This window comes from Streptomyces sp. DSM 40750, assembly GCF_024612035.1.
In the GTDB taxonomy this organism is placed as follows: Bacteria; Actinomycetota; Actinomycetes; order Streptomycetales; family Streptomycetaceae; genus Streptomyces.
The window spans coordinates 5194754-5210676 of the sequence record NZ_CP102513.1 but is presented as its reverse complement, the minus strand read 5'-3'; the positions used below and the strand labels follow the sequence as shown (position 1 = coordinate 5210676).

13 protein-coding genes and 1 pseudogene are annotated in these 15923 nt (G+C 70.8%); 8 read left to right on the top strand and 6 right to left on the bottom strand.

Annotated features, from left to right (window positions below):
• The first annotated feature begins 8 nt into the window (after positions 1–8).
• Positions 9–1058, top strand: coding sequence for a Zn-dependent alcohol dehydrogenase (locus tag JIX55_RS23235; RefSeq protein ID WP_257565235.1), 1050 nt, complete (start codon positions 9–11; stop codon positions 1056–1058).
• 435 nt (positions 1059–1493) lie between these two features.
• Positions 1494–2255, top strand: coding sequence for a hypothetical protein (locus JIX55_RS23230; RefSeq protein ID WP_257565234.1), 762 nt, complete (start codon positions 1494–1496; stop codon positions 2253–2255).
• A gap of 114 nt (positions 2256–2369) precedes the next feature.
• On the opposite strand, the pseudogene JIX55_RS23225 reads toward JIX55_RS23230, so the two are convergent.
• Both JIX55_RS23225 and JIX55_RS23220 read right to left on the bottom strand, forming a co-directional pair.
• Positions 2370–2936 (bottom strand): annotated as a pseudogene (locus JIX55_RS23225) (XRE family transcriptional regulator); the annotation flags it as partial.
• A 532-nt stretch (positions 2937–3468) separates the two neighbouring features.
• Entirely contained in the window at positions 3469–4482 is a 1014-nt protein-coding gene (locus JIX55_RS23220) for a GlxA family transcriptional regulator (RefSeq protein ID WP_257565233.1), read from the bottom strand.
• Between the two features lie 71 nt (positions 4483–4553).
• Between JIX55_RS23220 and JIX55_RS23215 the strand changes: the two genes are divergently transcribed.
• A complete protein-coding gene (locus JIX55_RS23215; RefSeq protein WP_257565232.1) occupies positions 4554–5957 on the top strand; it encodes an MFS transporter in 1404 nt (467 codons plus the stop codon).
• Between the two features lie 172 nt (positions 5958–6129).
• Positions 6130–6669, top strand: coding sequence for a hypothetical protein (locus JIX55_RS23210; RefSeq protein ID WP_257565231.1), 540 nt, complete (start codon positions 6130–6132; stop codon positions 6667–6669).
• 48 nt (positions 6670–6717) lie between these two features.
• Here JIX55_RS23210 and JIX55_RS23205 read toward each other — a convergent pair whose 3' ends face one another.
• From JIX55_RS23205 to JIX55_RS23190, 4 genes are all read right to left on the bottom strand, one after another.
• Entirely contained in the window at positions 6718–7392 is a 675-nt protein-coding gene (locus tag JIX55_RS23205) for a flavin reductase family protein (protein WP_257565230.1), read from the bottom strand.
• A 122-nt stretch (positions 7393–7514) separates the two neighbouring features.
• Positions 7515–8342, bottom strand: a complete 828-nt coding sequence (locus JIX55_RS23200; protein ID WP_257565229.1) for an enoyl-CoA hydratase/isomerase family protein — start codon at positions 8340–8342, stop codon at positions 7515–7517.
• A 73-nt stretch (positions 8343–8415) separates the two neighbouring features.
• The gene (locus tag JIX55_RS23195) at positions 8416–10668 is read right to left on the bottom strand and encodes an acetate--CoA ligase family protein (protein WP_257565228.1); all 2253 of its coding nucleotides are present in this window, start codon (positions 10666–10668) and stop codon (positions 8416–8418) included.
• Between the two features lie 461 nt (positions 10669–11129).
• Positions 11130–12341 carry a flavin-containing monooxygenase gene (locus tag JIX55_RS23190; protein ID WP_257565227.1) on the bottom strand — a complete coding sequence of 404 codons (1212 nt, stop codon included), beginning with the start codon at positions 12339–12341 and terminating at the stop codon, positions 11130–11132.
• A gap of 371 nt (positions 12342–12712) precedes the next feature.
• Between JIX55_RS23190 and JIX55_RS23185 the strand changes: the two genes are divergently transcribed.
• The 4 genes from JIX55_RS23185 to JIX55_RS23170 all read left to right on the top strand — a co-directional run bounded on the left by JIX55_RS23185 (position 12713) and on the right by JIX55_RS23170 (position 15921).
• The gene (locus JIX55_RS23185) at positions 12713–14179 is read left to right on the top strand and encodes an AAA family ATPase (RefSeq protein WP_257569448.1); all 1467 of its coding nucleotides are present in this window, start codon (positions 12713–12715) and stop codon (positions 14177–14179) included.
• A gap of 180 nt (positions 14180–14359) precedes the next feature.
• Positions 14360–14806, top strand: coding sequence for a DoxX family membrane protein (locus JIX55_RS23180; RefSeq protein WP_257565226.1), 447 nt, complete (start codon positions 14360–14362; stop codon positions 14804–14806).
• 47 nt (positions 14807–14853) lie between these two features.
• Positions 14854–15285, top strand: a complete 432-nt coding sequence (locus JIX55_RS23175; RefSeq protein ID WP_257565225.1) for a Zn-ribbon domain-containing OB-fold protein — start codon at positions 14854–14856, stop codon at positions 15283–15285.
• A gap of 24 nt (positions 15286–15309) precedes the next feature.
• Positions 15310–15921 carry a GNAT family N-acetyltransferase gene (locus tag JIX55_RS23170; RefSeq protein ID WP_257565224.1) on the top strand — a complete coding sequence of 204 codons (612 nt, stop codon included), beginning with the start codon at positions 15310–15312 and terminating at the stop codon, positions 15919–15921.
• Positions 15922–15923 lie beyond the last annotated feature (2 nt).

Genomic DNA, 15923 nt, shown 5'->3' with positions numbered 1-15923 from the left:
GTGGAGCCATGCGCGGAGTGGTGTTCGACGGGACGCGGGCCGAGGTCGTCGATGACCTGGAGGTACGGGACCCGGGACCGGGCGAGGTGCGGGTGGCCGTGTCGGCCGCCGGTCTCTGCCACAGCGACCTGTCGGTGGTGGACGGGACCATACCGTTCCCCGTTCCTGTGGTGTTGGGGCATGAGGGGGCGGGGGTCGTCGAGGCGGTGGGCGCGGGGGTCCGGCATGTCCGGCCTGGGGACCATGTCGCCCTGTCCACCCTCGCCAACTGCGGGGCATGCGCCGACTGCGACCGGGGGCGGCCGACCATGTGCCGTCGGGCGATCGGGCGGCCCACGCGGCCGTTCTCGCGGGGCGGGCGGGAGGTGTTCCAGTTCGCGGCGAACTCCGCCTTCGCGGAGAAGACGGTGGTCAAGGCCGTGCAGGCCGTACGGATACCGGAAGACATTCCGCTGACCTCCGCCGCGCTGATCGGGTGCGGCGTGTTGACCGGGGTGGGGGCGGTGCTCAACCGGGCGCGCGTCGACCGGGGGGAGAGTGTCGTCGTGATCGGGGCGGGGGGTATCGGGCTCAACGTCGTACAGGGCGCGCGGATCGCGGGGGCCACGCGGATCGTCGCCGTGGACGCCAATGCGGAGAAGGAGGGGGTGGCGCGGCGGTTCGGGGCCACGCACTTCCTGACCTCCGTGGAGGGTGTGCGCGACATCCTTCCCACGGGCGCCGACCATGCCTTCGAGTGCGTCGGCCGCGTCGAACTCATCCGCCAGGCGATCGATGTGCTGGACCGGCGGGGCCAGGCCGTGCTGCTGGGTGTTCCGGCCGCCACCGCCGAGGCGTCCTTCCTCGTCTCCTCCCTCTACCTGGACAAGTCGATTCTGGGCTGCCGGTACGGGTCGTCGCGGCCGCAGCGGGACATCGCGCTGTACGCCGAGCTGTACCGGGAGGGGCGGCTGCTGCTGGACGAGCTGGTCACGGCCACGTATCCGGTGGAGGACTTCGCGAAGGCGGCGGAGGACGCGGGGGAGGGGCGGGTGGCGCGGGCGGTGCTGACCTTCTGACCGCCACACGAACACCTACCCCCGCGTGGTGATGCCGGGGTGATCCAAAAGCGGTCGATCTCGCGCACTCGCCAGCGCGAACCAGTCGGGCCGGACTTGGCGGCCAGGTGCCGGCCACGTCCTGCTTCCCCGACAGCCGGACTTCGCAGCCAGTGTCCGAGCCCGAGATCGATCGGCCGATGTCCGAACGGAGCCGGCCCTGGAACGAAGAGGCGGCCAAGGTCATGTCGCCGCTCGGCGCGGGCGGTGAACCGCGCTTCCCGCCAGAGGAGTTGAGGGAATTCCGACAGCCGCGAACGGCAGGTCGGAACGCTCGTCTCCACGGTGCCCGCCTCCTACCCTGGAAGGACCGGGACGGGGGACGACTTCGGCGGCTGACCGTGGTGAGCCGCAGTTGCGTCGGCGATCTCGGACCTGTCCATCCGAGAGGACGCCATGGCCTGGATCAACGACCCGCACTTCGCACCCCCGCCGACCAACGTGATCGGCCTCCGGGCCGCTTTCCTCCAGGCCCAGTTCACCGCGGGCGCCATGGCTTCCGTGACGGTCGTCTACCTCGTGGGATCGATCTGGATCGACCAGCCGTTCGGGTTCTTGGAGGTGTGGCGGATACCCAACGACATCCCGGGTGGGATCGCCGATACCTGGTACCTGTTCGTCTGGGGCTTGGCTGTCACGCTGCTGATCAGCGTCATCGCGATCGTGCAGGGCATACCCCGCCTCGTCCCACCCGGCACCGCCGTGGGCCTGGGAGTCTGGGAGAGCGTGAACGCGGGATTCTTCGAGGAACTCCGCTACCGGTGGCTCTTCCTGCTGAGCGCGCCGCCGGGCCTGGCGCTGCTGAACCTGATCACATTCGGGTTGGTGGAGTGGTTGTACACGGTCGTGCTCGTGCCACTGGCCGACACGGTCACGCTCGGAATCCTCGCTCCACAGCTCACCGGCGACGAATGGCTGGTCGGCGCGGCGATCGTCTCGGTGAACGGCGGCTTCCGCGCCATGCACAACGACCAGAAAGGCATTGGGGGCATTTTTCGCCTCGTCAACGCGTGGTTCATCGGGATGCTGCTGTTCTACCTGTTGTTCAACTATGGGCTGTGGGCGGCGATCGTGGTTCACATCCTCTACGACATCGTCGTCTTCACCACCGCCGCCTTGATGTCCACGTTCCTCCGGCCCCTGCAGGGAACCTGGTGACGCTTTGGGGAACTTGAAAGCGGGCTTGCGGCTCTGCCAGTCTCCAGCCGGGCGAGGCGGATTCGGCGGCCAGGCGCCCGCACGGGGCGGCCCCCGGGGGGAGCGCCCGATCCCTCACTGCGGCGTGGTCGAGTACCGCTCGATGCTCGCGCGGCCTGTCGATCGGTCGAGTAGGCGCAGCTCCCACGGGCCCGTGTTCACATCGAAGTCTTTGCCGAACCCGACCCACTTGCCCGCCGTACGTCGGCCTGTCGGCTCGATGAGCAGCTGAATCGCACCGTGGTACCGGGCGCCCTGGTAGTACCCGTTGGCCGCCGTCTGCTCGGTCCACGTACCGGTGACGACGTTCCGATCAACGGTGAGATCCAGGGACAACGGGCTGTCTGGGTTCGTCGACGCTCCGGGCAGGCTCTGAGCTGTCAGCCGGTTGCCGTGCTGGACGATCACGACGTGATGCTTGCAGTCGAACGTCTCGTCACGGCTGGACGAGTAGAACTCGTACCGGGACAGCCAGATGCCCGCGTACTCGCTCTGCGGCTCTGGCTCCGGGCTTGTGACAGCGTCAGCCGTGCCGGCTTCCCCAGCCTCCATGTCGTGGCCTCCTGCTCCGTCCGAGTGGACGCGTGCCATCGGGATCGCGAACCCCAGCGACTCAGGGGTACGGCCGGTGAACCGCTTCACCGGAATCGATTGTGTCCGTCCGGTTGCACCTGAGCCCCCTCGGCGTTCCCCCTACCGCACCGACCACGCACCCCTCGATGGTGCAGCATCAGCCCTCTCCCGGCCTTACCTGCCCGCTCTCGACGACTTGTGGGCCGCCGAGGCGGCGACGGGTCCGCATACGGCTCGGGTGCGGCCCTCCTGGGCGGCGCGTGAGCGGGTCACCCGATTGAGCAGGCGGGCCGCCCTGGTCATGGCTGCGGACTTCGGCATCGACCTCGATACGCGCGACATCCACGCAGTACCGGTCGGGGGTGGGATCCGATGACCGTTGACACAACCGGCAAATGCGGGAGGGTCCGGGCCTCCTTGCTCTACCGGGCTCCGATCTTCAGTGAGACGTCTTCCTGCGTCCTCGGTAAGGGGCACACCGGGGACCACAAGGACGCGCACGGTGGTACCTGGAACGTGATCCCGCTGACCTTCGATGGTGAACTCCGGGAAGGCGGGGGAGGGCGGGGTGGCACGGGCCGTGCCGACTCTCGGAGCTGAGTCACGGGGCGCCCTCGTACCGTCGAGCCTCCTCTGTCCTGAAGGTCCGCCGGTACGTCGTCGGGGTCACCCCCAGTACTCCCTGCAGATGCTGCCGCATCGACTGGGCCGTGCCGAAGCCCGCGTCGTGGGCGACCTGGTCCATGGAGAGGTCGGTGGACTCCAGCAGGTGTCTGGCGCGCTCGACCCTTTGCTGGGTGAGCCACTGGCCGGGGCTGATGCCGACCTCCTCGCGGAAGCGGCGGGTGAAGGTGCGGACCGACATGGACTCCTGTTCGGCCATGTCGCGGAGTTGGATCGGCTCGTGGAGGCGGCCCAGGGCCCAGGCGCGGGCGGCGGTCGTCGTCGCGGTCTGCGGCTCGGGCAGCGGGCGTTCGATGTACTGGGCCTGCCCGCCGTCCCGGTGCGGCGGTACGACCGTACGCCGGGCCACGTCGTTGGCGACGCCGGTGCCGTGGTCGCGGCGTACGAGATGCAGGCACAGGTCGATCCCGGCCGCGACGCCCGCCGAGGTGAGGATGTCGCCGTCGTCGACGAAGAGGACGTCCGCGTCGAGCCGGACCTTCGGGAAGAGCCGCTGGAAGTGCTCGGCGTGGTACCAGTGCGTGGTCGCCGGGCGGCCGTCCAGAAGACCCGCCGCGGCCAGGACGTAGCCACCGGTGCAGATGGAGACCAGCCGGGTGCCGGGGCGGATGTGGGCGAGGGCGGCGGCCAGTTCGGGGGTGAGGACGCCGTCCTCGTAGACCGGGCCGAACTCGTAGGCGGCGGGGACGACGACCGTGTCGGCGGTGGCGAGGGTCTCCGGGCCGTTCGGGACGAGGACGGCGAAGTCGGCGTCCGTCTCCACCGGGCCGGGCGGCCGGACCGAGCAGGTGACGACGTCGTACAGCGGCCGCCGGGCCGCGTCCCGCGCCTTGCCGAAGATGCGCTGCGGTATGCCCAGTTCGAAGGGGAGCAGCCCGTCGAGGGCGAGGACCACGATGCGGTGGCGGGCCATGGAGGACTCAGCGGTCATGGCCCGATCCTAACGAATGCTGACCTTCGGGCCACTCGTTCGGAATGACCCCAGGTCGGAAGCTTGATGGCATGACCCAGACAGCCGACGACGCATCCGGTATCGCCGACGACGCACCCCGTACCGCTGCCACCGACGCCCCTGCCGCCACCGATGCTCCTGCCACCACCGCCGTCGCAGCCGACCGCACCCTCGTCGAGTCCGGCAGTCGTACCGGTCGCGCCCGTATTCATCGCGCCTGGTTCGTCGCCGCCGTCACCTTCGTGACGATCATCGGTGCGGCGGCCTTCCGCTCGCTGCCGGGTCTGCTGATCGATCCGCTGCACGAGGAGTTCGACTGGTCGCGCGGCACGATCGCGTCGGCGGTGTCGATCAACCTGGCGCTGTACGGCCTGACGGCCCCCTTCGCGGCCGCGCTGATGGACCGTTTCGGTATCCGCCGGGTGGTCGCGGTCGCCCTGACGGTGATCGCGGTCGGGGCCGGTACGACGGTGTGGATGACCTCGCCGTGGCAACTGATGCTCTGCTGGGGACTGTTGGTGGGGCTCGGCTCCGGCTCGATGGCGCTCGCCTTCGCGGCGACGGTCACCAACCGCTGGTTCACCGAACGGCGCGGCCTCGTCTCGGGCATCCTGACCGCCGCCTCGGCCTCGGGCCAGCTGATCTTCCTCCCCCTGCTGTCGTGGATCGTCTCCGAGCGCGGCTGGCGGCCCGCCGCCGTCACCGTCGCCCTCGCCGCCCTGGCCGTCGTCCCCTTCGTCTGGCTGCTGCTGCGGGACCACCCGGCGGACGTGGGGCTGAAGCCGTACGGGGCGAAGGAGTTCGTGCCGAAGCCGCCGCCCGTGCCGGGGGCGGCGCGCCGGGCGGTGAAGGTGCTCTTCTCGGCGATGCGGACCGGGCCGTTCTGGCTCCTCGCCGGCACCTTCGCGATCTGCGGTGCCTCCACCAACGGCCTCATCCAGACCCACTTCATCCCCGCCGCCCACGACCACGGCATGCCCATCACCGCGGCGGCCTCACTGCTGGCGGTCATCGGGATCTTCGACGTCCTCGGCACGATCGCCTCCGGCTGGTTCACCGACCGCTACGAACCGAGGCGCCTCCTGGCCGTGTACTACGCCTTCCGCGGCCTCTCGCTCCTCTTCCTCCCCATCCTGCTGGCCCCCGCCGTGCACCTCCCGATGATCTTCTTCATCGTCTTCTACGGCCTCGACTGGGTCGCCACCGTCCCGCCCACCATGGCCCTGTGCCGCGAGCACTACGGCGACGACAGCGCCATCGTCTTCGGCTGGGTCCTCGCCTCCCACCAGGTCGGCGCCGCCGTCGTCGCCTTCTTCGGCGGCCTCGCCCGCGACGCCTTCGGCTCGTACGACGTCGTGTGGTACGCCTCGGGCGCGCTGTGCGCGGCGGCGGCGCTGATGGCGTTGGTGATCCGGCGGAGGCCGGTCGGGAAGGGGGGCGTGGCGGTCGCCTGACCGACGCGCCGCGGATTCGACCGGGGCCGTGCGGCAACCGTTTTGGTCGGGGGGTGTGCGGGACAACCGTTTCGGCCGGAGGGCGTGCGAGGCAGCCGTTTCGGCCGGGGGCCGGGTAGAGCAACCGTTTCGGCCGGGGCACACTCCCTGTAGGCGGGGAGGAGTGCTGGTGATGTCCATGGCGACGGCCGGGGTGGCGGGCGAGGGCGCGGTCCGGAAGGGTGCCGCGCCGTCGGCGGTGGCCATGGCGGTGCTGGGGGTGGAGGGGGCGCTGCTGTGCGCGGCCCTCTTCCTCGCCGCGCTGGACGCGGCCTCGAAACCCGTGGCCGGGGAACCCTTCCAGGCTCTCCTGATCTCCCCGCTGGTCCTCCTCCTCATCCTGTTCGCGGCCGCCGTACTGACCGTGGGCTACGTCCTCCCCGCCGTACTGCTCGCCCACTGGACCGCCCGCCAGCTCACCGGCCGCACCGCCTGGTGGTGGATCCCGCCCGCCTGCACGCTGTGGGTACTCCCCGCCATGGTCGTCCCCGCCTGGCACCTCGCCGGCCTCGCGCTCTATGCGGCGGTCCTGCCCCCGGCCCTGGCGGTGCACCTCACGGTCGTACGCGCCGACGCGGGCCGCCCCGTCCAGCCCTGCGCGCCGATCCTCACGTGGGGCACGCTGGCCGTGCTGTGCGTGCTGGTCGTGGGTGGGGTGGTGGTGGCGGGTTAGCCGGGCGCGGGCGGGGCCTTGAACAGGGGCGGACCTGGTGCCGCGGCCCTAGTCGGTCGCGAAGCCGCCGAAGCGGCCCCGGTGGAACAGCAAGGGCCCGCTCTCGTCGCCGCCCGTGCCCAGCGCCTCCACCCGGCCCACCACGATCAGGTGGTCCCCGCCGGTGTGCACGGCGTGGATCGCGCAGTCGATCCAGGAGGGGGCGCCGATGAGGCGAGGGGAGCCGGTGACGGGGGCCGGCTCGTGGGCGACCCCCGCGAACTTGTCCGTGCCGCTCACCGCGAAGCGCCGGCACAACTCGCCTTGGTCGGCGCCCAGTACGTTCACGCAGAAGACTCCCGCGCGGGCGATACGGGGCCAGGTCGTCGACGTACGACCGACCATGAACACGACGAGCGGGGGATCGAGGGAGAGCGACGAGAACGACTGGCAGGCGAAGCCGGCGGGGCGGTCGTCGGGGTGTTCGCCGGGCTCGGAGTCGTCGGTCGCCGGGGCCCCCGAAACCGTCGGGGCCGTCGGGGCTCCCGGGGCGGTGATCACCGTGATGCCCGTTGCGAAGTGGCCCAGTACGCGCCGGAATTCGGCCTGGTCGACGGGCGCGCGCTCGTCCTCGCCGACGCAGCGCAGCTCGGGGCGGGGCAGTGCTTCGACCGGCCCCGTCGTCATCCTCGCGGCCGTACGAGTCCGGTCCGACCGCAGATAGCGGACGGCGGCTGCTGCCATTCCCGCGTGTCCCATCACATCGCCCATTGAATCTGACGAAGCGTCAGAAGTGAAGGCCCGTACCGGCTCTCCCGGGTTCGTCCCGGGTTGCCCAGGGGTGTCCTGGTGTTCTCCAGACCCTGTCAGCGGCCCTCGTAGCGCGGTGTCCGTCGTTCCACGAAGCTCGCCACGCCCTCCTGGGCGTCCGCCGTCGTCATGTTGATCTCCTGCGCGGCGGCCTCGGCGGAGAAGGCGGTGGCGCGGTCGGTGTCGAAGGAGGTGTTGACGAGTTGCTTGGTCAAAGCCAGGGCGCGGGTCGGGCCGGCGGCCAGGCGCTCCGCCCACTCGCGGGCCGTCTTCTCCAGGTCCTGGGCGGGGACGACACGGTTGACCAGGCCGAGGCGTTCCGCGTCGGCGGCGGGCAGGGCGTCGCCGAAGAACATCAGTTCCTTCGCCCGATGGGGGCCGATGAGGCGGGGCAGAAGGTACGCGCCGCCGCCGTCGGGGACGAGGCCGCGCCGTACGAACACCTCGATGAAACGGGCCTCTTCGGCCGCCAGTACGAGGTCGCAGGCGAGGGCGAGATGCGCGCCGATGCCGGCCGCCGTGCCGTTCACCGCCGCGATCACCGGCTTCTCGCAGTCGAGGACGGCGGCGATGAGGCGCTGGGCGCCGAGCCGGATGGTGCGCGCGACGTCACCGGCCACCCGCTCGCCGCTGTCTGCCGCCGCGCCCCGCAGGTCAGCCCCCGCGCAGAAGCCGCGGCCCGTCGCGCTGATGACGACGGCGCGGACGGTGGGGTCGGCGGAGGCGTCGGAGAGGAGTTGGATGAGGCGTTCCCGCTGGTCAGGGGTGAGGGCGTTCATCGCCTCGGGGCGGTTGAGGGTGATCCACGAGACGGCGTTGTCAGTGGCGTGCAGTATCAATGAGTCACGGGATTTTTCGGGATGTTCAAGGGGGGAAGCGGACATGTGGGTGCTCCTGTTTTTACGCGGAGTGATGGATGTCCTCGGTGTGCTGGTCGTCTTTGGTGTGCGGTGGTGCTCAGCGGCACACCGCCAGCGCGTCCAGCGCCACGGCCCCCTGCCCCCTCGGCAGCACCATCAGCGGGTTGATGTCCAGCTCCGCGATGTCGTCCCCGAGTTCGAGCGCCATGCGCTGCACGCGGAGCACGACCTCCGCGAGGGCGTCCACGTCGGCCGGGGGAGCCCCGCGCACCCCCTCCAGCAGGGCCCGCCCGCGCAGTTCGGAGAGCATGGCGCGGGCCTGGTCCTCACCGAAGGGCGGCACGCGTACGGCGGAGTCGCGGAGGACTTCCACGAGGACACCGCCGAGGCCGACCGTGACCGTCGGCCCGAAGAGGTCGTCGTGGGTGACACCCACGACCATCTCCACGCCCCGCTCGACCATCTGGCACACCAGCACCCCGTCGAGGGAGACGTCCTCGTAGCGGGCGATGTCGGTCAGTTCCCGATAGGCGTCGCGGATCTGGCTCGCGGAGGTCAGGCCGATCTTCACCAGGCCGAGTTCCGTCTTGTGGGCGATGCGCGCGCCGGACGCCTTCATGACCACCGGGTAGCCGACGAGGCTCGCCGCGCGTACGGCCGCCGCCGCGCTGGTCACCAGCTGCTCGCGCGGCACGCGTATCCCGTACGCGCGCAGCAGCTGCTTGGCCGCGTGCTCGCTCAGCTGCTGCCCGGGCCGCATCAGCGCCTTCGCCTTGCGGAAGGAGGGCGAGGGGGAGCGGGGTGCCTCGTCGAAGGGGGAGCGGTAGGCGGCGGTGAAGCGGCTGTGGTCGAGGTGGGCGCGGACGGCGGTGATGCAGTTGGCGAAGGTACGGAAGGTCGCCACCCGGGACGACCCGAGGAGGGTCTCGCGGTACGCGGCCTCGGTGCCCACCGGCGACCCCCACACCACGCACACCAGCTTGTCCGTCCGCTCCGCCGCGGCCACCAGGTCCTGGGCGAGCTTGTCGCTCATGGGCGGGAAGGGGCCGGTGATGGGGCAGATCAGTACCCCCACCGCCGGGTCGTCGAGGATCGCGTCGAGGATGCGGGGGCCGCGCCAGTCGCCCACGGGGTGGCCGCCGTTGTCGACGGGGTTGGCCACGCTCAGGTAGTCGGGGATCCACTGGTGCAGCTCGGCCTGCTTGGCCTCCGAGAGGGTGGGGAGGGGCAGTCCGGCCTCCGTGGCCAGGTCGGCGAAGTGCGCGCCCGTGCCGCCCGAGATCGAATAGACGACGACGCCCTCGGCCCTCGGCTGGGCTGATCCCGGGGTCCGTGGCCGACGGGAGCGCGCCAACAGGGTGGCCGTGTCCTGGAGTTCGTCGAGCCCGTCGACGCGTATCACGCCGTACTGCCGCATCGCCGCGTCGACCACCGCGTCCGCGCCGGTCAGTTTGCCGGTGTGGGAGGCCGCGGTGCGGGCGCCGGTCTCGGTGCGGCCGACCTTCACGGCGACGACGGGCACACCGCGCCGGGCGGCCCGGTCGGCGGCGAGGAGGAAGGAGCGGCCGTCCTTCAGCCCCTCGACGTAGCAGGCGATGGCGCCCACCTCGGGTCGCTCGGCGAAGTAGGAGATGAAGTCGGCGGTCTCCAGATCGGCCTCGTTGCCGGTGGGGGCCCAGTGGGAGAGGCGGATGCCGAGTTCCTGGAGGGAGAAGACGGGGCGGCCCTGGTGGCCGGACTGGGTGATCAGAGCGATCGCCGGTCCGTCGAGGTCGTCGCGGAAGCGCTCGAAGGCGTTGAGGTTGGTGTTGGGGCCGAGCAGCCGCAGACCGCCGGAGCGGGCCACGGCGGCGGCCAGCCGCTCCTGCGCGGCCGCGCCCTCCGCGCCGGTCTCGGCGAAGCCGGAGGCGAAGGCGACCGCGAACCTCACCTTGGCCTCGGCCAGTTCGTCGATCACGGGGAGGGGGTCGGAGAGGAGCAGTACAGCGAGATCGACCTGTTCGGGCAGGTCGGCGACGGAAGGGGAGCAGGGGATGCCGAAGACCGACTCACGCGTGGGGTGCACGGGATGCAGCCGGGCGCCGACCCGTTCGGACCAGGCGAGCAACTGCCGGGTGATCCCGCTGTTCGGCCGGCCCTCCGTGTCCGAGGCGCCGACGACGGCCACCGACTGGGGGCGGAAGAAGCGGTCCAGATCGGGGACGGCGACGTGCAGCGGACGTCCGCTGACGTCCAGGTCGCCGGCCTCGGCGGGTCTGCCGTGCACGACCTGCGCGGGGTTCTCGCCGCAGGCGATGGCGCGGGCCCGGCGGGAGTCGGTGGTGAGGGTGCCGTGGGTTGATCCAAGCATCGGTCCGCCCGCTCCTGTGTGACAGCCAATTCAGTGACGTGACGCGGTTACGCGGTTACGTGTTCACGTATCTGACGCTACGTCAGATTTCAGACTACTGAACTGACGCTCCGTCAGGAATGGGTCGTGCGAGCAAAGTTACGCGGCAGTAAGGAAGTTGTACCCGCGCGGGGCGGCGGTCAGACGTATACGTTCGCATCCGACGCATGGCGGTGGGGCGTCCGGCCCGGCGGTGGCGCGGGGAACCGCGCGAACGGCCACCCGGCCACACGACCACCCGCACCCGGCAACCGGACCTGACCGTCCTGTCCTGTCCGGCCCCCGGTCCTGTCCCGCCCCCGCCTCGGTCCTGTCCCGCCCCCGCCCCGGTCCCGTCTCGTCCCGTCCTGCTCCGTCGTATCGGCGACTGGCTGACCTTCCGGCGGCTCGGCGGCTCGGCGGTCGGCTGCCCCGGTGTTCGCTCAGCGCGCGGCGCGGATCCGTACGGTGATCGCGTCGCGCGTGGCGACCCCGCCCGTCCGGGCGATGGCCTTGGCGATCTTCTCGGCGTCGAGGGCGAGTTCGCGGAACATGCCGCTGATGGGGTTGGTGAAGCCGGTGAAGTACAGGCCGGGGGCGTTCTTGGGGGAGCGCGGCCCGTTGACGACCGGCTTCCCGCGCCCGTCCAGGACGTTGAGGTGTCCGACGAGACCTTCCAGGGCCCGCCGGTAGCCGGTCGCGGCGATCACGGCGTCGGTCTCGACCCGGCTGCCGTCGCCGAGGACGACCTTGCCGTCCTCGAACCCCTTGACCGCCCCGACGACCTCGACCTTCCCCTTCCGTACGGCGTCGATGAGTCCGACGTCCTGCACGGGGATGGACCCTTCGTTCACGCGGGAGTAGAGGCCGGTGTCGGGCCGGGGCAGGCCGTGCGCCGACAGGTCCGGCACGCTGAGCTTCGCCACCGGCTTGGCGAGCCGGTCCACGAGGGCGACCGGCAGCCGCCGTACGAGGACGGCCGTGTACTGGGCCGCCCACCCGGCCGTCGACCGGCGCACGATGTGCGGGGCCGTCCGCACCGCGAGCCGCACGCGCCCCGCCCCGCCCTCGACGAGGTCGACGGCGATCTCCGCGCCGGTGTTGCCGATGCCGACGACCAGGACGTCGCGGCCGGCGTAGGGCTCCGGGTTGCGGTACTCGGAGGCGTGCACCAGCTCGCCCTCGTACGAGTCCCGGCCCGGCCAGTCGGGGATGTGGGGCGTGTGGTTGTAGCCGGTGGCGACGACGACCGCGCTGCCGGTCAGCTCGCGGCCGCCGGTGGCGTGCAGCAGCCAGCCGACGCCGTCCGCGCTCCGCTCGACGCGGGACACCTCGACGCCGGTCACGATCTCCAGTTGGTGCACCTCGGCGTACTTCTCCAGGTACCGCACCACGTTGTCCCGCGACACCCACCGGCCGAAGCGGCGCGGCATCGGCAGGCCGGGCAGCCCCGACAGCCGCCGGGTCGTGTGCAGACGCAGCCGGTCGTAGTGCCGCCGCCAGGACGCCCCGACCCCGTCCGCCTTCTCCAGCACCACGGCCCGTACCCCCTGCGCACGCAACGCGTACGCCACGGCCAGTCCCCCGGGCCCGCCGCCGATCACATAGACGGGGCGGTCGGACACTGGGGTAGCGGAATCTCTGGAGTCGGCCATGTGCCTGAGCGTATTCGCGCCCTTATTTGATGGGTCTCGGTCAAGCCCGGAATTGGTTGCGGATTGATCACGACTGTAGGAGGCGTGGGTGGGTTCTGTGGCGTAGGTCGCTCGGAGTGTGGGGAGCTGGTGAGGCGGCGCGTATACATCTGTTAGGAGTACAGTCCTTAGGAGTGCACTCCTAAGGAGTCGATGTGCAGCAGCAGGGACCGCAGGGGGCGCAGGGGGCGCCGAGGTTGCAGGGGGCGCAGGGGCCGCCGGGTAAGCCGTCGCATGTCTTCGATCGTGCCGCCGAGTGGAACGGACTCACCGCCTTCGCCGGGCGGCCGCTGCCGCACGCCATGCTCGGGATCGTCAGTGGCAGGCGGCGCATGGGCAAGACCTATCTCCTGCGGGCGCTCGTCGAAGAGCTGGGCGGCTTCTACTTCGGGGCCACGGCCGGGACCGAGGCGGAGTCCCTCCGCCAGTTCAGTGCCGCGCTCGCCGACCATGTGCGCTCCCCTGTGCCCTTCTCCTTCGCCACCTGGGACGACGCGGTCTCCTATCTCTTCGGACTCGCCGCCCCCGAGAAGGAAGGCGTCGCGCCAGGCCGGGAAGGCGTCGGCTCGCATGCGACGTCCGGCGCACCGTTTCTCGTGGTCATCGACGAGTTCCCCTACCTGGCCAAGGTCGCCCCGGAGCTTCCCTCGCTCATCCAGCGCGAGATCGACCGCTTCCAGGTCGAGCGGAGCCACATGCGGCTTCTCCTGTGCGGTTCGGCGATGTCCGTCATGGGCGGGCTCCTGGCGAGCACCGCGCCCCTGCGCGGCCGGGCGCAACTCGAACTCGTCGTACGCCCCTTCGGGTATCGGGCGGCCGCCGACTTCTGGGGAGTCGCGGCCGAACCCGCGCTTGCCGCCCGGCTGCATGCCGTTCTCGGAGGCACGCCCGCCTATCGCCGCCAGTTCCTGGCGGATGACGTTCCCGCGAGCCTGGGGGACTTCGGCGACTGGATCTGCCGCACGGTTCTCTCCCCGTTCAGTCCCCTCTTCCGGGAGGCGCGCTATCTGCTCGCCGAGGAGGCGGACATCCGCGACACCGCGCTCTATCACTCGGTGCTGGCCGCGGTCGCCCAGGGCAACACGACGCGCGGCGGGATCGCGGGTTACATCGGCCGCAAGGCCGTCGACATCTCGCACCCGCTCAACGTCCTGGAAGACAGTCACCTGCTGGCACGTGAGGCGGACATCTTCCGGGCGGGGAAGTCGCAGTACCGGATCACCGAACCGTTGATCAACTTCTACGAGGCCGTCATGCGTCCCTCCTGGGCGCGGCTGGAGAGCGGTCAGGCGGCGGAGGTGTGGGCGGGGTCGGCCGAGCGCTTCGCGGCGCAGGTGGCGGGGCCGTACTTCGAGGGGATGTGCCGGGAGTACGTGCTCGGTCCGGGCCGGTCCCTGCTCCGTACGTCCTTGGGTGAGGTCGGCGGCGGGGTGGTGAGCGACCCGAAGGCACGTCAACAGATCCAGGTCGACGTGGCCGTGGTGGAGCAGGGCTCCGGGGGAAGTCGGCCGATGGTCGCGCTGCTCGGCGAGGCGAAGTGGGGGACGGTGATGGGGGTCAACCATCTGGAGCGGTTGCGCCGGGCCAGGGACCTTCTCACCGGGCGAGGCATGGACACGGAGGACTGCCGGCTGGCGTGCTTCAGCGCGGCCGGGTTCAGCGACGCGTTGAGGTCCGAGGCGGAGCAGGGGGGAGTGGCGCTCGTCGGGCTGGAGGAGTTGTACGGCGCCGGAGGAGAGCTGCACGGGGCCGGAGGGGAACCACACGGGGCCGGAACGGACGCTGCGGCCGGGCGCTGACCTGGGTGCGGTCACTGGTCGAATGCCCGGCTCTTCCGGGTGTGCTGTCGTTCGCTGCGTCAGCCGACGCTTCCCCGAACGTCGGCTGAGCCGCTGGCCGTCCCCCTTGCGCATCCACCCCCGATCCGCTGAACTGACGGTACGTCAGGAAATCCACTCGGATGCGGAAGGGTGGCGTCGATGGACACGGTCTGGCTCTCTGGTGCCGAATGGTTGGCGGTCCTCCGTATCGGGCTCGGGCTGTGGTGGCTGGAGAGTTGGCGGCACAAGGACAAGAAGACCTGGTTCGAGGGGGCCGGGATCTCGTGGGCGGCCGGGGTGGCGGGGAAGCATCGGTGGGAGGCGGTGCGGAGTGGGTTCGATGTGGTGGTCAAGCCTCGGCCCAGGACCATGGCGTATGTCGTCGCCTACGCCGAACTCGCCCTCGGGCTCGGGCTGATCCTCGGCGTTCTGACGCCGGTCGCGCTGGTCGGCGGGCTGTTGCTCAACATCCTCTACCTCGTGCTGATGATCCACGACTGGGCCGAGCAGGGGCAGAACTCGATGATGGCGCTCATCTCGGTGGTGGGGCTGTTCGGAATGTCCTGGCAGACGTGGTCGGTCGACAGTGCGCTGGGGTTGTTCTGATCGGTTGGTTGTTCTGATGGGGTGGTTGTTCTGATGGGGTGGGCCCAGTGAGCGGTGGTGCCGCGCGGTTCGATCTGCCGGAGGTCGACGACTTCAGTCGTACGTACTGGGACGCGGCCGCCGAGGGGCGGCTGCTCCTGCGGCGCTGCGGGGCCGCGGGGTGCGGGCGCGTCCATCACTATCCGCGCGAGTTCTGCCCGTACTGCTGGAGCGAGGACGTGCGGTGGGAGGAGGCCTCCGGCCGCGCCACGCTCTACACCTGGTCCGTCGTCCACCGGAACGATCTGCCGCCCTTCGGAGAGCGCACGCCGTACGTCGCCGCGGTCGTCGATCTCGTCGAGGGGCCGCGGATGATGAGCGAGGTCGTGGAGTGGGGGGAGGGGAAAGGGGGCGGGGAGTTGTCGGTGGGGATGGGGCTGGAGGTGGTGTTCCGGGAGGCCGATGGCTTCGCGGTGCCTGTATTTCGCGCGCGGACGTGAGGTGTCGCGCGTTTCAATGGGGGTGTGAGCCGTACTGACGAACGATTCCCTGAGCCTTCCCGGTGGCCTTCCCCCGAGCCGTCCGGTCACGGTCTGTGGCTGTGTGCCTGGGATGCCGAGTCGGACGCGGATGTCGAAGCGTGGTTCCGCGGGCGTACCGATCCGGATTTCCGGCGGTGGAACACGCCCTTGATGCTGGACGGGAGTCTTGAGGGCGCCCGGGAGTCCTTGCGGCAGCGGGCGGAGTCCGACGTGGAGGGGAAGACCGTGGCCTTCCGGGTCACGGACGCGCAGAGCGGGGTGACCCTCGGGCATGTCGGGCTGAGCGGGATCGACGGGTTCATGCGGAGGGCCGTCGTCGGCTACTGGGTGCTGCCCGAGGCCCGTGGCCGCCGCGTCGCCACCCGCGCCCTCGACCTCGCCGCCCGCTGGGCCTTCGCCGAACTCGGCATCCACCGGCTCGAACTGGACCATGCCGTCGGCCATGCCGCGTCCTGCCGTATCGCCGAGCTGTGCGGGTTCCCGTACGAGGGGACCTTGCGCGGGGCCGCGTTCGAGGAGGGGTCCCACGACGCCTTCCGGGACGCCCACCTGCACGCACGGCTGGCCACGGACCCGGAACCGGCCGGGATCTAGGG